Below are 17,410 nucleotides of genomic sequence, written 5' to 3'. Positions count from 1 at the left end.
CCTAACGCGATCAGCGCGTCTTGTCCGGTTTCGGGCAGAGAAGCGCGCGGCCATAGCCAAGGGCGAAACCGGCAAAGGCGGCTATCCAGAGCGCCCCGGAGAGCTGTGCAAGGTCGGGCCATTGGCCCATGGCGAGCCGCGCCAGCACCGATCCAAAGAGGCTCAGATAGATCAGCACAGTAACCTTGTCGGCGCTGAGCGTCTGTCCGGTGTGGCCAAGCGTTGCGCGTGTCATCACCGCCAGCGTCATCGCGCCGATCGCGCCCGCCATCCAGAGGTGTTGCGCCGCGGCAATGCCAAACAATCCGGTGAGTTGCTCCAGCCCAAGCGCGAAGGCCCCGAGCGGGATAAAGCCATAGGCAACATGCAACACCCAGACGAGCGGTTCGCTCAGCGTGTGATGCCCTTGCCAGCGGGTCAGCCGCGCAAGGTGCAGCGCGCCGAACCCCAACAGCGCCGCGCCGGTGAGCGGGCCGTCGGGGCGGGCGACCCAGAACGCGAGCGCCAGCAGGCTTGCCACCAGCACCAGCTTGTCAAAGCGTTGCATGGGCGGGGCGGGGCGCACGGTTGTGTCCCTCCGGGCGAGCCAGTTGCGGGTGAATGACGGGATGATGCGCCCACCGATCACCGCGATCATCATCAGAGCGGTGGCCAGTCCAAGGCGCATTCCGATGCCTTGGGCGGCGAACGCCCCCAGCAGCGCATCGCGGTGAAACAGCCCATTGGCCAGCGTGAACACGGTCAAGAGCGCCAGCACGATCAGGTTGCGCCAGTTCTTGCCGGCCACGATCTCTCGCAGGATCATCGCGCCGAGCACGATGGGAAAGCCAAGGTCGATTGCCGCGCCCAGCCCCACGGGCAGCAGCGCCGAGACCATCAGCGCCGCTCGTCCCGCCACCCAAAGCCCAAAGAGAGCGGCCAGCCGCCAGCCCACCATCGGCAAACGCCCGGTCCAATTGGGCACGGCGGTGAGCAAGAACCCGGCCAGCACAGCACCAAGATAGCCGAACAGAAACTCATGCGCGTGCCACGAGATCGGGTCGAATCGCGTTGGCAGCGACAGCGCACCGGTAAGCATCGGTAGCCACAGCGCCATGGCCAGCACCACCCAGACGGCGCCAAAGAAAAAGAAAGGCCGGAAGCCGAAGCTGAACAGTGCCGGGCCTTGCCAAGCGCGAATTTGCTCTGCGGATGACTTTGCCATTTTCAGGCGCCTCCTTGTTCTGCGCCCGCATCCGAAATGTCCATCAGGTGGCGGATGTGACGGGCGAAATACCATGTGGCCGGTGCGCCGATCAGGCAACCGAGGCCAAGCGCCCAAGCCGTTGTGGCGACAGGCCCGCCGACCCAGCTTAGGATCAGCGAGGCGAAAAACACATTGACCGCCGCCGCCCCCGCGCCGAACGGGTAAAGCGCCAGCGCGATTTTGCGCGTTGACCAGCCTTGGCGCGAATTGGGGCCTGTCATCGGCGCGAGACCAGCCGATGCACGACAACCATCGCGACGATCAAGGCGACGCAGGCCAGTGCATACCAGAATTCGGCGGTGGCGGATTGTGCCTGTGGGATGGGCCTCTTGTAGGCTTCGGCCAGCGCGGGGGTGGCGAGCAGGGTGGTGAAAAAGGTGGTGCAAAAGGCGGCGAAAAAGGCGGGGATGATACGCATGTCAGCTCTCCTCGGTCAGGGTGCGATAAATGTCGGGCAGCGCTTTGGTCAGGCGCTCGGGGTTGGGTAGAAGGGCAAAGCCGCCGCGCCCGAAGATGCGCGCGAACCAGTCCTGTCCGTCCTCATCGATGATGACGCCGAACAGACTTTGCCCGGCGTTGCGGGCCTCGCGGACGGCCATGTGGCTGTCTTCGATGCCGTGCTGGCCTTCGTAGTGGTCAAGGTCATTGGGCTTGCCATCGGTCAGCACGATCAACAGCTTGCGCGCGCTTGGCTCCTCGGCAAGCTGGGCGCTGACGTGGCGGATGGCAGCCCCGAGGCGGGTGTAATGGCCGGGATGCAAAGCGCCGATATTGGCGGTGATCGCGGGTGACATCGGGTCAGAGAACCCTTTGCATCGGGTCAGGAATACCCGGTCACGCCGGAGCGAGGAAAACCCCCAGATCGCAAGCCGGTCACCGGCGGCGTCGATGCCCCCGGCGAGGGCGGCCATGGCTTCGCGGGCGACCTCGATCACCGAAGTGTCGCCAATCGCCGCTTCGGTCGAGCGGGAGGTGTCGATCAGGAAAGCCACCGAGAGGTCACGTTCGCTCTGGCGTGCGGATTGCCAGATGCGGTCGCTGCCGCGCCCGGTTGCGGCCAGATCGGCGCGCGTGGTCAACAGCGCGTCGAGATCAAGCTCGGAGCCGTCAACCTGACGCGGTTGCAGGATGCGGCGGGGGCGCAGCGCCTCGAACTGGCGGCGCACTTCGCGCATGCGCCGTTCATCGGGCACAAAAGGCGCATCACCCGGTTGGGCAGGCGCGTCGAGAACGCGGCAATGATCGGGCATGTAACTGCGCGAGCGGTGGTTCCATTCGCCGTAGGTGTGTTCGCCTGCCAGCGCCTCGTGATCGGCATCGGCGGGCGACAGGTCAAGATGCAGGCGCAGGCGCGTTGCCGCTTTGCGGTCCTGTTTCGAGAGGGTGATCTCGTCATGATCGTCCGCCGCCTTCTGGGCGTTTTCATCGTCATCATCATCGACGCTTCGATTGATGTTGAGCGATTCAACCCAAGACAGGATCGATTCAAAGCGGTGGATGATGAAGCTGTCCTTGCGGTTGTGCTGATCCTGATCCTTGCGCTTGCCCATTTTGCGGTTGGTATGGGCGGCAGAGGGGGGCGGCGCGGCGGGGTCGGCGTGATCCTCATTGGCCGCAGTTCCGGTGCCGGGGGGCGCGAATTGCAGCCAGATCGGCACAGGGGCGACGGGCATGTACCCGCGCGGCGCCGGACCGCTGCTCAGCACCGCAGAGCCGCCGCAGAGTTGATCGCGGATGGCGGCTTCCATCGCCGCTTCTTGGGCGGGGCGCAGGAGGTCGGGGCGGGCGTCGGCACAGGCTTGCGCCATTTGCGCATAGCTTGCCCGCAGACCGGGGCAGGCGGCATAGGCGGCATCGGCGGCGGCGGCATTGGCGCGGATTTGCGCACAGTCGAGCGCGGGGCCATCGACGTTGAAATCAAACGGCGAGAGGTCAATCCGCGCGGCCAGCGCCGTCAGCCAGAAATAGGCGGCACGGTTCAGCGCCATGTCGGGGAAAGCGGCTATAAACGGCGGCAGCGCAAGGCGTTCGCCATCAAACCGCGCCACCCATTCGCGATCGCGGTCCGCCCCCAGTTTGCGGCGCAGCGCGCGGCGGTGGCGGGCGAGGGTTGCGGGTGCCTCTCCGATCTCCACGCCCGCGTTCCCGCCCAGCGAGCGGAACAACACCGCAAGGCTGGGCCGGACCGAGGCAAGCGTGACGCCCGCCTCGGGAAAAGACACATTCGCTCCGATCCCGCTGGCCATATCATGCCAGAGGTTGCCGACCGTTTCTTCGGGTTCCATGAGATCAAGGAGGTGCATCTGTCTTATCCGTAGATGGTGGCAATCAGGTCGCGCAGCGCCTGCTGCACGTCCGGCTCGTCGCTGAGCGGTTCGATAACGGCCGCTTCGAGCGCCTGATCAATGCTGGTTCCGGCCGCCATCAAGGTGGCCGCATAGATCAGCAGACGGGTCGAGACGCCTTCTTCGAGGTCCATGCCCGAGAGCCGCCGGATATGTCCGGCCAGCCGCACCAGCGGCGCGACGCGCCCCGGTTCAAGGCGGCTTTCGCGGGCGACCACGGCGATTTCGGTTTCCGCATCGGGAAAGTCGAAAGACACCGACAGGAAGCGTTGCCGCGTCGACGGCTTGAGCCGCTTGAGCACGTTCTGGTAGCCGGGGTTATAGCTCGCTACGAGCATGAAGCCCTTGGGCGCGACAAGCTCCTCTCCGGTGCGGTCGATCATCAGCGTGCGGCGCGTATCGGTCAGCGGGTGCAGCACCACGGTGACGTCTTTGCGCGCCTCGACCACCTCATCAAGGTAGCAGATGCCGCCCTCGCGCACTGCGCGGGTGAGCGGGCCGTCGACCCAGACCGTTTCGCCGCCCTTGAGCAGGTAGCGCCCGATCAGATCAGCGGCAGAGAGGTCATCGTGACACGCCACGGTATAGAGCGGTTTGCCCAGCCGCGCCGCCATATGTTCGACAAACCGGGTTTTGCCGCAGCCGGTCGGCCCCTTCAGAAGAAGGGGCAAACCGTTGTCATGGGCCGTTTCAAACAGGTCGCATTCGCGCCCCGTGGGTTGATAAAACGGCAGGGAGGGTGTGCGTGCCATATCCATTGCTCACTCTCCTGGAACAGGGTTGGCGGGGCCGGGCTCGATGATCTCGTTCTTGCGCACCACCAGCAGCGAATAGATGAACAGCAATGCGCCGATCACCACAGCCGCCCCGGCGCCAAAGCGCATAAGGTAGAAGATCGACAGGCTCTCTTGGACGTCCATGTAATAGTCGCCCACGACGCGCTGCATATGCGTCTGGATGGTGCCTGCGAAGGTCAGCACGAAGGTCATGAAGGCCATCCCGCCGGTCATCAGCCAGAAGCTCGCCATGTTGAGCACCTGATTATAGGGCGCACGTTGGCGCAGCAGCGGCATCGCGTAGGTGAAGATCGCAAGGTTCAGAGCCACATAGGCGCCATAGAAGGCAAGGTGGCCGTGCGCCGCTGTGATCTGTGTGCCGTGGCTGTAGAAGTTGACGCCGTGCAGCGTGTGCAAAAAGCCCCAGACACCGGCACCAAAGAAGGCCACGGTGGAAGAGCCGAGCGACCACAAGAGCGCGGCTTTGTTGGGGTGGTTCTTGCGCCCTTTCCAGACCATGACGAAGGCGAAAGACATCATCAGGAAGAAGGGGATCACTTCGAAAGTCGAGAAGATCGACCCGACCCACTGCCAATAGGCCGGCAGTCCGATCCAGTAGAAGTGGTGCCCGGTCCCGAGGATGCCCGAGAACAGCGCGGTGGCGACAATGATATAGAGCCATTTTTCCACCACTTCGCGGTCAACGCCGGTCAGCTTGAGCAGAAGGAACGCAAGGATCGCGGCCATCACCAGCTCCCAGGTCGCTTCGACCCAGAGGTGCACGACGAACCACCAGTACATTTTATCAAGGCTGAGGTTGTCGGGGTTGATAAAGGCAAACACCCAGAGCAGCGACAGGAGCCAGAGGCCCATCAGCAGCACGTTGGTGATCGCGGTTTTCTTGCCCGCAAGAACGGTCATCGACACGTTCAAAAGGAAGATCAGCGCGGCCACGAGGATACCGAATTTAACCCAGAGGGGCTGTTCAAGAAACTCGCGCCCGCCGTGGATGCCGACGAGATAGGAGCCCACCGCGCCGAGAGTGCCGACCAACAGAATGATCAGCTGTATATAGGCGAGCTTGACCGACCAGATCTCACGCTCGGATTCTTCGGGGATCAGGAAATAGGCGGCCCCGAAGAAGCCCAGCAAGAGCCAGACGATCAGCGCATTGGTGTGGATCATGCGGATGATGTTGAACGGCAAAAGTTCGGAAAGGAAATTGGGTGAGACATAGATCCAGCCGGCCAGAAGCCCGCCCAGAACCTGAATGCCAAACAGCGCCAGCGCAGCGGTAAAATACCAGAAGGCGACGGATTGAGATTGATATTTCATAAGCGTATCTCCTTATCCCGCGTCGTTGGGCGGCCAGCCCTGTGTGTCGGTTTGATCGGCCCAGCGCAGGAATTCGGCCAATGCGCGGGTTTCGGTTTCGGTGAGTTGAAAGAGCGGCATCTGGCGACGCCCTTCGGCACCGGAGGGCTGTGATTTCATCCAGCCGTCAAGCATTTCGAACGCCCCTTCGGGGTCATCCAACACGCCCCAGCGGGTCATCACATTGCCGACTTCGGGCGCGAAATACGCGCCTTCGCCATGCAGGCTGTGACAGTTGATGCAGGAGTGTTTTTCCCAGACATGTTTGCCCTGGCGCACCAGATCGCTCAGTTCCATTCCGGCGGTTGAGGTTTGCACCACATAGCGGTGCGAGTGGACGGTCATCGCAATGAAAACCAGAACGAAGAAAATCGAGCCTCCGTAAAAGATATTGCGCGCCCGTGATTTCGTCAGAATTTCTGCCATGAATTGGCCTCCTTGAATTCGGGATGCCCATTGCTACCGCGCGGCGAATGACCAAAGTTTGCGCTAGCACAACCTTTGGCGTGATTGAGGCGATAGGCTCGGTCAGGGGAGAAAGAAGGTGCTGTGATGCGTGCGCGACTTGACGATCCTGACTTGCCGCTGTCCAAGTTGATGGAGCTTTGGCCCGAGACGGTTGCCGTTTTCCTGCGCCAAAAGATGATCTGCGTCGGCTGTCTGATTAACCCGTTCCACACCTATGTAGATGCCTGCGCGGAATACGGGCTGGATGAGGCGGCGTTTCTGGCGGAATTGCAGGCAGCAGTGGATGCAGCAAAGGCATCGGGCGAGGGGTGATCGCCGGTTTGGCGCGGGCGCCTTATGAGACCGCTGCTTAGGGCGCTGCCATCAGAGCGAAGCGTGTTGCGGCGGGTGCTGATCCCGAGCGGATGCAAGGTTTGCATCGCGGCTTGGGGGCACGCCGAATTTCTTGCTGTAATCGCGGCTGAAATGGGTCGGGCTTTCATAGCCCACGGCATAGGCGGTTTCGGAAACCGGGCAGTGTCTGTCCAACAGCAGGCTGCGCGCTTCGATCAGGCGCAGGTCTTTTTGATATTGCAGCGGCGTGGTGCCGGTGATCGACTTGAAATGCGCATGAAACGACGAGGTGCTCATCCCCGCGCCAGAGGCAAGATCCGCCACGCTGAGCGGTGAGCGAAAGCCGGCGCGAAGGGTCTGGATCGCCTTGGCAATCCGGTTTGCATGGCTGTCGGCAATCAACAAACGCCTCAGCATCCGGCCAATCGGCGAGAGCAGTAGCCGATAGTGAATTTCGCGCAAGGTAGATGGCCCGAGGACGGCGGCATCTCTTGGGCTGTTCATGAGGTTGAGATACCGGATCAGCGGCGCAATCCACGCCGGGTCGGCGCGGCAAACCGAAAGGGAGCGGGCGCTGTGATCATGTAAATGCGTATCCGCGACCTGATCATACAGGCTGCGCACGAGGCCCAGATCGAGCGAGAGGATCAGCGCGGTATAGGGCTCTTGGCGGCTGGCCTTGGTGATCCGCGACACGACAGGCAGGTCGTGACTTACCAAAAGCGCGTCACCGGGGTGCAGTTCGGCGTGTTGATCGCCTATCGAGGTGACTTTACTGCCTTGTAGGATCAGGCACATGACCGGTTCATAGATCAAAGCCTCAATCTCGCTAATTGCGTCGCGGCGATAGATCGACAGCCCCGGAAGATCATGTGATTTCTCGGGGTTTCGGCGTGAATACTCCGACGCCAATGCGGTGAGTTTTGAAAGCTGCATGGGGCCTCTCTTCCTGAACCTTAGCGGAAGATATGCACATATCCAGCAGTTCATTCATCAATTTAGAGGAATTGGCAGGTTTTGGCGAGGATGTGACACGCGCGACGGGCCACATGCGGGTATATCTGTGCTCAGCAATGAAGGAGAGTTTCCCATGTCGTCCATTCAATCCCAATTTCTCGATCTGACTGCGCATCACCGCCGCTATGATGCGATTGACCCCAAAGGCGCGCTGGCAAACAGCGCGGCGGATAAGGTCGTTTTCATCGCCGGTGCCTCGCGCGGGATTGGTCAGGCCACCGCCGTTGCCTTTGCCGAGGCCGGAGCCAAGGCGCTCTATCTCACCGCGCGATCCGAAGCGGCGCTGAAAGAGACGCAGCGCTTGGTGGCCGAGGCAAATCCGGCCACGCAATGCGCATTTTCCGTCTGTGATGTGATTGAGGCCGCCGAGGTCAGTGCCGCGATCGAGGAGTGCGTGGCACAGTTCGGCGGCATTGATGTGGCCGATGCCAACGCCGGATACCTTGGCCCGTGGGTCAAGATTGGCGAGAGCGACCCCGAGGGGTGGTGGCGGAATTGGCAGGTCAATGTTCAGGGGAGCTATCACGTGATCCGCTATGCGCTTCCCCATCTGGTTCAGAGCGCGAAAACATGGGCGGCCCAAGGGCGCAGCGGCGGGCATCTTATTCTGTTGTCATCAATCGGGGCGCAATTCGTGATGCCGGGGGCGTCTGACTATCAAACGGCCAAACACGCGCTCAACCGGCTTTGTGAATTTGTGCAGAGCGATCATGGTGAGGAGGGGATTAAGTGCTTCGCCATCCATCCCGGCGGCGTTGCGACCGATTTGGGGCATAATATGCCCGACCATATGCATGAGTATCTTGTCGATGCGCCGGATTTGGCGGCGAGCTTTGCGGTCTGGCTTTGCTCGGGGCAGGCGGATTGGGCCAAGGGCCGGTATCTGAGCGCCAATTGGGACGTTGAAGAACTGGAGACGCTCAAGGGGTCGATTTTGGAAGATGACCTGCTTGTGAACCGGCTCCGTGCCTCTGGCTGAGGGCACGCTTGCTTTGGCCCTAGGCAGCGCCTTGGGCCAGCACCACGAGGCCGTGCGGGTCGAGCACCTTGATGCGTTTTCGCTTGCTTTCGACAAGGCCTGCCTTCTCCCAGGCGCTCAACAGGCGGCTTGCCGTGTGCAGCGTGGTCGCTGTCAGCTCGGACAGGTCTTGGCGGGTGATCGGGAAGTTGATTTCGATCCCGCCGTCAACCTTGCGACCGGTCTGATTGATCAGCCGCAAGAGCGCATTGGCCACGCGGCGTTCGACCTGTTGCGTGGCCAGTTCGACGACCCGGTTGTTCATCTCTCCCACCCGCAAGCCGACGGTCTTGTAGGTTTCGGTCGCGAAGCCGTCATACTCGGCCATGAACGTATCCCAAAGCCGCATTGGCCAGCTGAGCGCAAGCGCCTCTGAGGCCGTGATGGCGGTCGCGGGATACGTGTCACGCCCCAGCGCGCGGGCGATGCCAAGAAGCTGACCGGCGGGAATATGCAGCGCCGTGACCTGCTCGCCGGTATTTGTCACACGTACCACGCGCACATAGCCGTCAAGCAGCATATAGAATCGCTCGGCGGGGAGACCTTCGTCAAAGATATGCGCCCCGGCTTCAAAGCGTTTTGAGCTGGCCTGATCGAGAATCGTGCGGATCTGGCGCTTCTCGAGTTTCGAGAAGGGCGGCAGATGCGTCAGCAGGCTTTCATCAAGCCGCGGCAGTATTTTGGTCTGTGGCGCGCTCATTAAGGTGTTGTCTCACATTTCGACACATTCTGCATCCGCAAAGACCCCCGCGCCAGCAATCGCGCCAAAGGTTGTGCCAGATCAAATTCTGGTCCGCAGTATTCGGTATATTTGGCTCAACGAACAAGATGAAAGAAAGGAATTGTCAAATGGGCCGAACACTTACAGCAGCCCTCGTTCTTGCCAGCCTGATGGGTGGCGCCGCTTATGCCGAGACCTTTGAGGTTCAGATGCTCAACAAAGGCAGCGACGGTCAGCGCATGGTATTTGAACCGAGCCTGGTCAAGGCCGCCCCCGGCGACACGATCAAATTTGTCGCCTCAAGCAAGGGCCACAATGCCGAGATCAACAAAGGTATGCTCCCCGAAGGGGCCGAGCCTTTTAAAGGGAAAATCAACCAAGAACTTGAAGTTACCTTGACCGCTGAAGGGGTCTATGGCGTCATTTGCAAGCCGCATTATGCCATGGGCATGGTGATGACGATCGTTGTCGGCGACGTAACCGCCCCCGAAGATTTTCTGGCTGGGCGTGTGCCCAAGAAGGCCAAGGCGCGTTTCGAAGAACAACTGAACAACATGTGACGATCAGGCAAGCACGGGGCGCTGTCCCGTGCCACCCAACCGAAAAGGAAAACTGTTATGACAAAGTTCATTAACCCGGGCCTTATGAACACCAGCCGCCGCAATGTGTTGCGCGGATCCCTTTTGGCCGGTGCTGCGGCAATGAGCGGTGCCACCGCAATGGCCGCCCGGCGCACGCCGCAACCGTTTAAAGCCGATGCCGTTTCGCGCAACCTTCACAAGGTTGCCGAGAAACAGGCCGCAGACACCACCGCCAAACCGGCGGACCTTGCAGGCTATACCCGCGTGAAACAAGAGCTTGTCGCGCCGCCATTTGCGCCGGAGCATGAGCAGGTCGCCACCGGCGGGCCGAAGATCATCGAAATCACCATGGTAACCGAAGAGCGTTTGATGGTGGTCGACGAAGACACCGGCGCGAGCGTTTGGGCGTTGACCTTTAACGGGTCTGTTCCCGGCCCGCTGATCATCTGCCACGAGGGCGATATGATCGAGCTGACCCTGCGCAACCCCGAAAGCTCGATGATGGAGCATAACATCGACTTTCACGCCTCGACCGGCGCGTTGGGCGGTGGTGGCTTGACCCATGTCTATCCGGGCGAGGAATGCGTTCTGCGCTGGAAAGCGACCAAGCCGGGCTGTTTCACCTATCACTGTGCCCCCGGTGGCGCGATGATCCCCTATCACGTGACGCATGGCATGAATGGCGCCGTTATGGTGCTGCCGCGTGACGGGCTGAAAGACCCTCAAGGCAATCCGCTGCGCTATGACAGCATCGCCTATATCGGCGAGCAGGATTACTATCTGCCGAAAGACGAAAACGGCGACTACAAGGTCTATGAAGCGGCTGGCGATGACTATTCCGACAGCCTTGATGCGATGCGCACTTTGGTGCCGACGCATCAGGTGTTCAACGGCGCGGTTGGTGCCCTGACGGGTGAGAATGCGCTCAAGGCCAAGGTTGGTGAGACTGTTCTGATGGTGCATAATTCGTGCAACGTCGACAGCCGGCCACACCTGATCGGCGGGCATGGCGAATATGTCTGGGAAAGCTCGTTCACCGATGTGCCATTGACCGGGATGGAGACATGGTTTGTGCGCGGCGGTAGCGCGGCGGCGGCGATGTATACCTTCGAGCAACCGGGCGTCTATGCCTATGTAAACCACAACCTGATCATCGGCGCGATGCTGGGCGGCACGGCTCACTTTGTTGTCGAGGGCGATTGGAACAATGACCTGATGGAACAGGTTGTCGCGCCGCGTCCCTTTGCAAGCTGACTGAAAGCTGACCGGAAAGGTTAAAGCCATGACCACCACCGAGACCCATATGCCGATTGCGAAGTTGTCCCTTCGTCTGGTTGCGCTGACGGTGTCGGTGGTGGCCCTTGTCGGTGCCGCGCTTTACTGGCGCGGCACCGAACCTGATTTGTCGCTGCTGCCGCAAATGGCAGAGCGCCCTGTGACATTGCCCAGCGGCGCACAGCTTCATGTTCAGAAATACGAAGTGACAATCGCCCAGTGGAACATCTGTCACGATCAGGGGGCTTGTATGTTGGAGCTGCGCGCCCGTCCGGACCAAGACGCGAGCGTGACCCCGGCGACTGGTCTGAGCTATGTTGATGTGAGCGAATACCTGCACTGGATCAACGCGCAGACAGGCAAGAATTTTCGTCTGCCAACGGCGGTCGAATGGGGCGAATTCGCCAAGCCGGTCTTGCCCGAACATGCAGATCCGATTTTTACCGATCCGTCGATGACATGGGCCTCGGCCTATCTCACCGAAGGAAACGCGCCGCGTGCGTTGAAACCGCAGGGCAGCTTTTCGGTCTCGCCCGAAGGGATTGCTGATCTTGACGGCAGCGTGTGGGAATGGACGCAGGAATGCTATGCCGGGGCCGCCAGCGGGATCGACCCGGACCGCTGCCCGGCCTATTTTGTTGGCGGTGAGCATGTGGCGGCCATGTCATTTCTTATCCGTGATCCGGCCCGCGGCGGCTGTGCTGTTGGCACGCCTCCGGCGCATTTGGGAATGCGGCTGGTTTCGGACGAGCGGATCTAGCGCCGCGCGCCCGTTGGCACCCACGCGCTTCGGTCGGTAAGACGGCCAAGACCCTCCGGCTCTGGCCCCAAAAAGCACCGATATTTCCGTCCGATCCAATGTAGTGATGGGTTTTTGGGCGGTGCGGCCCGCTGTTGCGTCCGAGTTGGATGTGCAAGACGCGTTGACATCCATGCTATATTGCGGCGAAACCTCGGGCCATGAACGCGGCAAAGCGTCATAAAAACAAAGTCTACATTCCTGTGGGGATTTCGTGGATCGGGACGCAATATGCAAAAACTGCATGTTGATACCGTCAATTCGCATTTGAAATCGGGTCAGCCACCTGCAAGACTTTCCAATAGACGCATAGTTCCACGCCCGGCTTGATCGCGTTTCACGACGATCTTGCGCCGGGCGGCAGTATGGGGGCCAGAAGGCCGACAATGAGAGATGACAATGAGAGACGACAATGAAAATCGCCATCGCCAGCTTTGAATTCGAGGGCAACAGCCTTTCTCTGCGAGTCGCCGGAAAGGAAGATTTCGCAAGGTTCGGTGTGTTTCGCGGAGACGAGGTCATCAAGGCCGTAGCAGGCAAGCAATTGGGCCTGTCCGGTGGCGTTGACACGCTGAAAGAGGCGGGGGCCGAGATCGTTCCTATTCTCATGTCGCGCTGTGTCTCTGGTGGGCATGTTGATGACGCCTATTATGACGAAGTGGTCGAGGCCATTGCCGATGGGATCACGGCGGCCATGCCATTGGATGGAGTGTATCTTTCGCTGCATGGCGCGATGATTTGCGCGACCGAGAAAGACCCTGAGGGCGGGGTTATCAAGGCGGTTCGTGAGCGGCTTGGCGATGCGTCGATCCCGATTGCGGTGAGCCTTGATCTACATGCCCATGTGTCCCAGCGCATGGCCGATATGGCGCAGATCATCGTTGGCTACGAGACCTATCCGCATGTTGATGCCTATCGCACCGGAGCCTGCGCCGCCGGTTTGCTGGTGCGCGCGGTCAAGGGCGAGATCGCGCCGGTCACGCGTATTCGCAAATACAACGCCATTGTGCCGGTCTTGGGCGGGGCGACATTGAATGACGAGCCGATGGCACAGGTGGCCAAGCTGTCGCGCCAGATGGAGGCCGAAGGGCGCGCCCTGTCGGTCAGCTATTTTCCGGTTCAGCCGTGGCTCGACATGGCCGATGTCGGGATCACCGGCCTTGCCATCACCGATGGCGACCCCGCGGGCGCAGATGCGGTGGCGCAGGACGTGCTGGACGCGATGTGGGAGCGGCGGCGCGATTTCGAGCTGCCGGCGATGACCCCGGCCGAGGCCGTACAGGCCGCTGTCGAGGCACCGGGTCGGACGCTGATCATTGATGCGCCGGATTCGATGGGTGCGGGCGCGCAAGGCGACAGCCCCGCGCTTCTGGCGGCCCTTCTGGAGGGGGCGCCCGAGACCGACGCTGCGCTGTTTATCGTCGACCCCGAGGTCGCCGCGCAGGCGTTTGAGCTTGGTGAAGGCGGCAAGGCGGAATTCCATGTCGGCGCCAAACAGGACACCCGCTGGTTCAAGCCGGTGACAGTGACGGCGACGGTGGAAAACCTGTATGACGGGGCGTTCACCTATTGCGGCGGTCCGGCAAAAGGGGCCACGGTGGGCACCGGCCCCTCGGCCGTTCTGCGTGCGGGTGGGGTGCGTATTCTGGTCGGGAGCCTGCCGTTTTACGAGCATATGGATGAACATTATGCGGCGGCGGGCATTGATATCACCAAGATGAAGATCGCCTCGTTCAAGAACCTTATGAACTATCGCAAACTCCTGGGAGAGGGCGTGCAGTTCATCGCCATCCACGGCCCCGGTGGCGCGCCGCTTCGGCTTGAAGATGTGGACTGGGAAAAACGGCAAAGACCGTTCTGGCCCGCCGATGACACAGAGACGCCTCAACCGATCCCCCAGACCGCGTGACCGGAAGAAAAAGAAGATAAATCCATTCACCTTCAGGAAGGAAAATAAAATGATTACAAGACGTTCCCTACTTGGTGCTGCCGCAGCGACGCCGCTGCTGTCTGTCCCCTCACTGGCCCAGAACAACACCAAGGTTCTGCGCTATGTTCCTGCCTCGAACCTGACGATCCTTGATCCGGTGTTCACCCCGGCGGCGGTTTCGATCACCCATGGTTACTGTGTTTTTGACACGCTCTATGGCATGGATGGCAACCTTCAGCCCGTGCCACAGATGGCGGCGGGGCATACGGTGTCGGATGACGGTCTGACATGGGAAATCACCCTGCGCGACGGGTTGATGTTCCATGATGGCGAACCTGTGCGCGCCCAAGACTGCGCCGCCAGCCTTCAAAGGTGGGCCAAACGTGACGGCTTTGGTCAGGCGCTGGGCGCCGCGACCGAGAGCTTCTCGGCCAAGGATGACAAGACCATCCTGATCAAGCTGACCCGCCCGTTTGGTCGTTTGTTGCACGCCATTGGTAAACCGCATTCCTCGCCTGCGATGATGATGCCGGAACGGCTGGCGAAAACCGATATTTCCGAGCAGGTGACCGAGATGGTCGGCTCTGGCCCGTTCAAATGGGTGGCGGATGAATATGTCTCGGGCGACCGCATGGTATACGAGAAATTCGACGGTTACGTGCCGCGCGCCGAAGCCGCCGCATGGACATCGGGCGGCAAGGTGGTGAACTTTGACCGCGTGATCTGGCAGGTCATTCCCGACCCGGCCACTGCCGCTGCTGCCATTCAGGCCGGTGAGGTGGACTGGGTCGCCTCGATCCTGCCTGACCTTGCGCCGCTGATGGAGGCAAGCTCGGACGTGGACCTGTTCCGGCAGGATCCGTTTGGCATCGTCTCGGTCATCCGCTTCAACCACCTGCAGCCGCCGTTCAACAATGTCGACGTGCGCCGCGCCGTTCTCAAGGCCGTGAACCAGACGCCATACATGCAGTCGGTCACAGCAAGCGAGGCGAACCGCACCGAATGTCTCTCGTCGTTCCCTTGTGGTCTGCCCGGGGTCAACGAGCTGGGTGAAGGCATCATGAATTCGCTGGATGTCGAGGGTGCCAAACAGGCGCTCAAGGACGCGGGCTATAACGGCGAAAAGGTTGTGATCATCAACCCGACCGATATCGGCTCGATCCATCCGCATGGCCTTATCACGGCAGATATCCTCAAGAAAATCGGCATGAATGTCGATCTGCAGGAAACCGACTGGGGCACCGTGGTTCAGCGCCGCGTGTCCAAAGAGCCGGTCGAAAACGGCGGTTGGAGCATTGCGCACACCAACTGGCCCGCGATTTCCATCGACAACCCGGCGACCAATGCCACCACACGTGGCCTGGGCGAGACCGGCTGGTGGGGCTGGTACAAAGACCCCGAGATGGAGCAAACCGTTGCGGATTGGCTTTCGGCGCAATCCGACGAGGAGGCGCAGAAGCTGTTTGACAAGGCCCACGCCCGCGCGATTGATCAGGTGCCCACCGTGCCGCTGGGTCAGACTTTCCGTGATGGTGCCGTGCGCAGCAACCTCAAAGGTCTGTTGCAAGCTTCGGTCAGCCTGTTCTGGAACGTTGATCGCATGTAAATTGCCATGCCGGGAGCGCGCTCTTGCAAGCGTGCTCCCGACAAAGCTCGAGGAATGACCGCCTATGGCGTCCTATATCTTTAGACGCATCCTTTCGACGATTCCGGTTGTCTTGTTCGTGATGATATTCGTCTTCAGCCTGCTCTATCTTGCACCGGGCGATCCGGCGGCCATTCTGGCCGGGGATCAGGCCACGCAGGAAGACATCGAGAATATCCGCACGCAGCTGGGCCTTGACCGCAGCTTTCCTGTTCGGTTCGCCGAATGGGCGGGCGGGGTGGTCCGCGGCGATTTTGGCACGTCGATCTTTACCAAGGAACCCGTGACCGGGATGATCCTGCAACGGGTTGAACCGACTGTGTCGCTGATGATTGTCACATTGTTTTTCGCGCTGATCGTGGCGATCCCAATGGGTGTTGCCGCCGCATGGAAACGCGGCTCGCTGCTTGACCGGGCGATCATGCTGTTTGCTGTGCTGGGATTTTCGGTGCCGGTGTTCGTGGTCGGCTATGTGTTGGCCTGGACCTTGTCGCTCAAGCTGGGCTGGCTTCCGGTCCAAGGCTATAAACCCATCGCTGACGGTATCTGGCCGTGGTTTCACAGCCTGATCTTGCCAGCGGTGACGCTTGCGGGGGTTTATGTTGCTCTGATTGCGCGGATCACCCGCGCGACGATGCTGGAAATTTTGCAACAGGACTATATCCGCACCGCCCGCGCCAAGGGGGCCGCCGGCCATACGGTTCTGTTCATCCACGCGTTGCGCAATGCGATGGTGCCGATTGTCACGGTGGTGGGCCTTGGGATCGCGCTTATGATCTCGGGCGCTGTTGTGATCGAAACAGTCTTTGCGCTGCCCGGACTTGGCCGTCTGACGGTCGAATCGATCCTGCGGCGTGACTATCCGGTGATTCAGGCGATCATCCTGATCTTCAGCTTCGTTTACGTCATCATCAATCTGCTGATTGATCTCAGCTACACCCTGATTGACCCGAGGATACGCTATTGACCGCTCAACCCACTCCTTGCGAGCCCGAATATGCCGCCGCGCCCGCGCGACCGCAGATCCTCACGCCGCCGCCGCAACGTGGCCGCGCCATGGCGATGCTGATCGAGCATCCGACATTGTGGATCGGTCTTGTCCTGCTTGTGCTGGTCGCGCTGATGGCGATTTTTGCACCGTTCATCGCCACCCATGATCCCAGCGCGCTCAACCCCGCGTTCCGGGTCAAACCGCCCTCGGAAGAGGCATGGTTTGGCACCGATATGCTGGGTCGCGACATCTTCTCGCGCACGGTCTATGGCGCTCAGGTGTCGCTGGTTGTCGGCGCAGGCGTGGCGATTTGCGCTTCGATTGTCGGGCTGGCCATTGGTTTGCTTTCGGGGTTTTTGCGCTGGGCTGATAACATCGTCATGCGGGTGATGGACGGGCTGATGTCGATCCCCGCGATCCTTCTGGCGATTGCCTTGATGACCCTGATGCGCGGCGGTTCTGTCTTTAACGTCATTCTTGCCATCACGATTGCGGAAATTCCGCGTGTCGCGCGGCTGACCCGCTCGGTCGTGCTTTCGGTGCGCGAACAGCCCTATGTCGAGGCGGGGACCGCCTGTGGCACCGGCACGCTCGGCATTATCTGGCGCCATATCATGCCCAACACGCTGGCGCCCCTGACGGTGCAGGCCACCTATATCTGCGCCTCTGCGATGATCACCGAGGCGATCCTGAGCTTTATTGGTGCGGGGCTGCCATCATCAGTGCCGTCGTGGGGCAATATCATGGCCGAGGGGCGCGCGCTCTGGCAGGTGAAGCCGTCAATCGTGTTTTTCCCGGCTTTGTTCCTGTCGATCACGGTGCTGGCAGTCAACCTTCTGGGCGACGGGCTGCGCGATGCGGTCGATCCCCGACTAGCGAAGGAGGTGTAAA

18 protein-coding genes are annotated in these 17,410 nt (G+C 60.9%); 9 read left to right on the top strand and 9 right to left on the bottom strand.

The annotated features are described in order from the left end of the window. Positions 1-10: 10 nt before the first annotated feature. From N4R57_16120 to N4R57_16090, 7 genes are read right to left on the bottom strand one after another with little or no spacing between them, the layout of a single operon-like run. Positions 11-1,204 (bottom strand): NnrS family protein, encoded by a 1,194-nt coding sequence (locus tag N4R57_16120; GenBank protein UYV36515.1) that lies wholly within the window; start codon positions 1,202-1,204, stop codon positions 11-13. A 2-nt stretch (positions 1,205-1,206) separates the two neighbouring features. Beyond that, positions 1,207-1,467, bottom strand: coding sequence for an NnrT protein (locus N4R57_16115; GenBank protein ID UYV36514.1), 261 nt, complete (start codon positions 1,465-1,467; stop codon positions 1,207-1,209). Then, the gene (locus N4R57_16110; protein UYV36513.1) at positions 1,464-1,664 is read right to left on the bottom strand and encodes a protein NnrT; all 201 of its coding nucleotides are present in this window, start codon (positions 1,662-1,664) and stop codon (positions 1,464-1,466) included. Before N4R57_16110 ends, N4R57_16115 begins: the two co-directional genes overlap by 4 nt. A 1-nt stretch (position 1,665) precedes the next feature. Continuing rightward, positions 1,666-3,549 carry a VWA domain-containing protein gene (locus N4R57_16105; protein ID UYV36512.1) on the bottom strand — a complete coding sequence of 628 codons (1,884 nt, stop codon included), beginning with the start codon at positions 3,547-3,549 and terminating at the stop codon, positions 1,666-1,668. A 5-nt stretch (positions 3,550-3,554) separates the two neighbouring features. After that, positions 3,555-4,349, bottom strand: a complete 795-nt coding sequence (locus N4R57_16100; GenBank protein ID UYV36511.1) for a CbbQ/NirQ/NorQ/GpvN family protein — start codon at positions 4,347-4,349, stop codon at positions 3,555-3,557. Between the two features lie 3 nt (positions 4,350-4,352). Then, entirely contained in the window at positions 4,353-5,702 is a 1,350-nt protein-coding gene (locus tag N4R57_16095) for a cbb3-type cytochrome c oxidase subunit I (protein UYV36510.1), read from the bottom strand. Positions 5,703-5,714: 12 nt separating this feature from the next. Continuing rightward, the gene (locus N4R57_16090) at positions 5,715-6,167 is read right to left on the bottom strand and encodes a cytochrome c (protein UYV36509.1); all 453 of its coding nucleotides are present in this window, start codon (positions 6,165-6,167) and stop codon (positions 5,715-5,717) included. 126 nt (positions 6,168-6,293) lie between these two features. Here N4R57_16090 and N4R57_16085 point away from each other — a divergent pair, with 126 nt between their 5' ends. Further along, on the top strand, positions 6,294-6,521 hold the full coding sequence (locus N4R57_16085) for a hypothetical protein (GenBank protein UYV36508.1): 228 nt from the start codon (positions 6,294-6,296) through the stop codon (positions 6,519-6,521). A gap of 51 nt (positions 6,522-6,572) precedes the next feature. Here the strand turns inward: N4R57_16085 and N4R57_16080 are convergent, their stop codons facing one another. Continuing rightward, entirely contained in the window at positions 6,573-7,478 is a 906-nt protein-coding gene (locus N4R57_16080) for an AraC family transcriptional regulator (GenBank protein ID UYV36507.1), read from the bottom strand. 154 nt (positions 7,479-7,632) lie between these two features. On the opposite strand from N4R57_16080, the gene N4R57_16075 reads away from it, so the two are divergent. Then, complete coding sequence (locus N4R57_16075) at positions 7,633-8,538, top strand: SDR family oxidoreductase (protein ID UYV36506.1); 906 nt, start codon at positions 7,633-7,635, stop codon at positions 8,536-8,538. Positions 8,539-8,557: 19 nt separating this feature from the next. On the opposite strand, the gene N4R57_16070 is transcribed toward N4R57_16075, so the two are convergent. Then, the gene (locus N4R57_16070) at positions 8,558-9,277 is read right to left on the bottom strand and encodes a Crp/Fnr family transcriptional regulator (protein UYV36505.1); all 720 of its coding nucleotides are present in this window, start codon (positions 9,275-9,277) and stop codon (positions 8,558-8,560) included. A 149-nt stretch (positions 9,278-9,426) separates the two neighbouring features. Between N4R57_16070 and N4R57_16065 the strand changes: the two genes are divergently transcribed. The 7 genes from N4R57_16065 to N4R57_16035 all read left to right on the top strand — a co-directional run bounded on the left by N4R57_16065 (position 9,427) and on the right by N4R57_16035 (position 17,409). Next, positions 9,427-9,858, top strand: coding sequence for a pseudoazurin (locus N4R57_16065; GenBank protein ID UYV36504.1), 432 nt, complete (start codon positions 9,427-9,429; stop codon positions 9,856-9,858). A gap of 57 nt (positions 9,859-9,915) precedes the next feature. Beyond that, positions 9,916-11,133, top strand: a complete 1,218-nt coding sequence (nirK, locus tag N4R57_16060) for a copper-containing nitrite reductase (protein UYV36503.1) — start codon at positions 9,916-9,918, stop codon at positions 11,131-11,133. Between the two features lie 28 nt (positions 11,134-11,161). Then, positions 11,162-11,914 (top strand): formylglycine-generating enzyme family protein, encoded by a 753-nt coding sequence (locus N4R57_16055; protein UYV36502.1) that lies wholly within the window; start codon positions 11,162-11,164, stop codon positions 11,912-11,914. Between the two features lie 451 nt (positions 11,915-12,365). Beyond that, the gene (locus N4R57_16050) at positions 12,366-13,862 is read left to right on the top strand and encodes a M81 family metallopeptidase (GenBank protein UYV36501.1); all 1,497 of its coding nucleotides are present in this window, start codon (positions 12,366-12,368) and stop codon (positions 13,860-13,862) included. Positions 13,863-13,911: 49 nt separating this feature from the next. Continuing rightward, positions 13,912-15,489: an ABC transporter substrate-binding protein gene (locus N4R57_16045; GenBank protein UYV36500.1), complete on the top strand. Its 1,578-nt coding sequence runs from the start codon at positions 13,912-13,914 to the stop codon at positions 15,487-15,489. A gap of 64 nt (positions 15,490-15,553) precedes the next feature. Beyond that, positions 15,554-16,495, top strand: coding sequence for an ABC transporter permease (locus N4R57_16040; GenBank protein ID UYV36499.1), 942 nt, complete (start codon positions 15,554-15,556; stop codon positions 16,493-16,495). Then, positions 16,492-17,409, top strand: coding sequence for an ABC transporter permease (locus N4R57_16035; protein UYV36498.1), 918 nt, complete (start codon positions 16,492-16,494; stop codon positions 17,407-17,409). The genes N4R57_16040 and N4R57_16035 overlap by 4 nt, the downstream gene beginning before the upstream one ends. The last annotated feature ends 1 nt before the right edge of the window (position 17,410 follow it).

This window comes from Rhodobacteraceae bacterium D3-12 (assembly GCA_025916135.1).
GTDB lineage: Bacteria > Pseudomonadota > Alphaproteobacteria > Rhodobacterales > Rhodobacteraceae > JAKGBX01.
Note: the sequence above shows the minus strand (reverse complement) of the source record. Positions and strands in the feature narration are given on the sequence as shown.

What these genes read in the sequence shown, in the direction of transcription:
- N4R57_16120 (UYV36515.1), bottom strand. Translation starts at nt 1,204, where the DNA reads ATGGCAAAGTCATCCGCAGAGCAAATTCGCGCTTGGCAAGGCCCGGCA.
- N4R57_16115 (UYV36514.1), bottom strand. Translation starts at nt 1,467, where the DNA reads ATGACAGGCCCCAATTCGCGCCAAGGCTGGTCAACGCGCAAAATCGCG.
- N4R57_16110 (UYV36513.1), bottom strand. Translation starts at nt 1,664, where the DNA reads ATGCGTATCATCCCCGCCTTTTTCGCCGCCTTTTGCACCACCTTTTTC.
- N4R57_16105 (UYV36512.1), bottom strand. Translation starts at nt 3,549, where the DNA reads ATGCACCTCCTTGATCTCATGGAACCCGAAGAAACGGTCGGCAACCTC.
- N4R57_16100 (UYV36511.1), bottom strand. Translation starts at nt 4,349, where the DNA reads ATGGATATGGCACGCACACCCTCCCTGCCGTTTTATCAACCCACGGGG.
- N4R57_16095 (UYV36510.1), bottom strand. Translation starts at nt 5,702, where the DNA reads ATGAAATATCAATCTCAATCCGTCGCCTTCTGGTATTTTACCGCTGCG.
- N4R57_16090 (UYV36509.1), bottom strand. Translation starts at nt 6,167, where the DNA reads ATGGCAGAAATTCTGACGAAATCACGGGCGCGCAATATCTTTTACGGA.
- N4R57_16085 (UYV36508.1), top strand. Translation starts at nt 6,294, where the DNA reads ATGCGTGCGCGACTTGACGATCCTGACTTGCCGCTGTCCAAGTTGATG.
- N4R57_16080 (UYV36507.1), bottom strand. Translation starts at nt 7,478, where the DNA reads ATGCAGCTTTCAAAACTCACCGCATTGGCGTCGGAGTATTCACGCCGA.
- N4R57_16075 (UYV36506.1), top strand. Translation starts at nt 7,633, where the DNA reads ATGTCGTCCATTCAATCCCAATTTCTCGATCTGACTGCGCATCACCGC.
- N4R57_16070 (UYV36505.1), bottom strand. Translation starts at nt 9,277, where the DNA reads ATGAGCGCGCCACAGACCAAAATACTGCCGCGGCTTGATGAAAGCCTG.
- N4R57_16065 (UYV36504.1), top strand. Translation starts at nt 9,427, where the DNA reads ATGGGCCGAACACTTACAGCAGCCCTCGTTCTTGCCAGCCTGATGGGT.
- nirK (UYV36503.1), top strand. Translation starts at nt 9,916, where the DNA reads ATGACAAAGTTCATTAACCCGGGCCTTATGAACACCAGCCGCCGCAAT.
- N4R57_16055 (UYV36502.1), top strand. Translation starts at nt 11,162, where the DNA reads ATGACCACCACCGAGACCCATATGCCGATTGCGAAGTTGTCCCTTCGT.
- N4R57_16050 (UYV36501.1), top strand. Translation starts at nt 12,366, where the DNA reads ATGAAAATCGCCATCGCCAGCTTTGAATTCGAGGGCAACAGCCTTTCT.
- N4R57_16045 (UYV36500.1), top strand. Translation starts at nt 13,912, where the DNA reads ATGATTACAAGACGTTCCCTACTTGGTGCTGCCGCAGCGACGCCGCTG.
- N4R57_16040 (UYV36499.1), top strand. Translation starts at nt 15,554, where the DNA reads ATGGCGTCCTATATCTTTAGACGCATCCTTTCGACGATTCCGGTTGTC.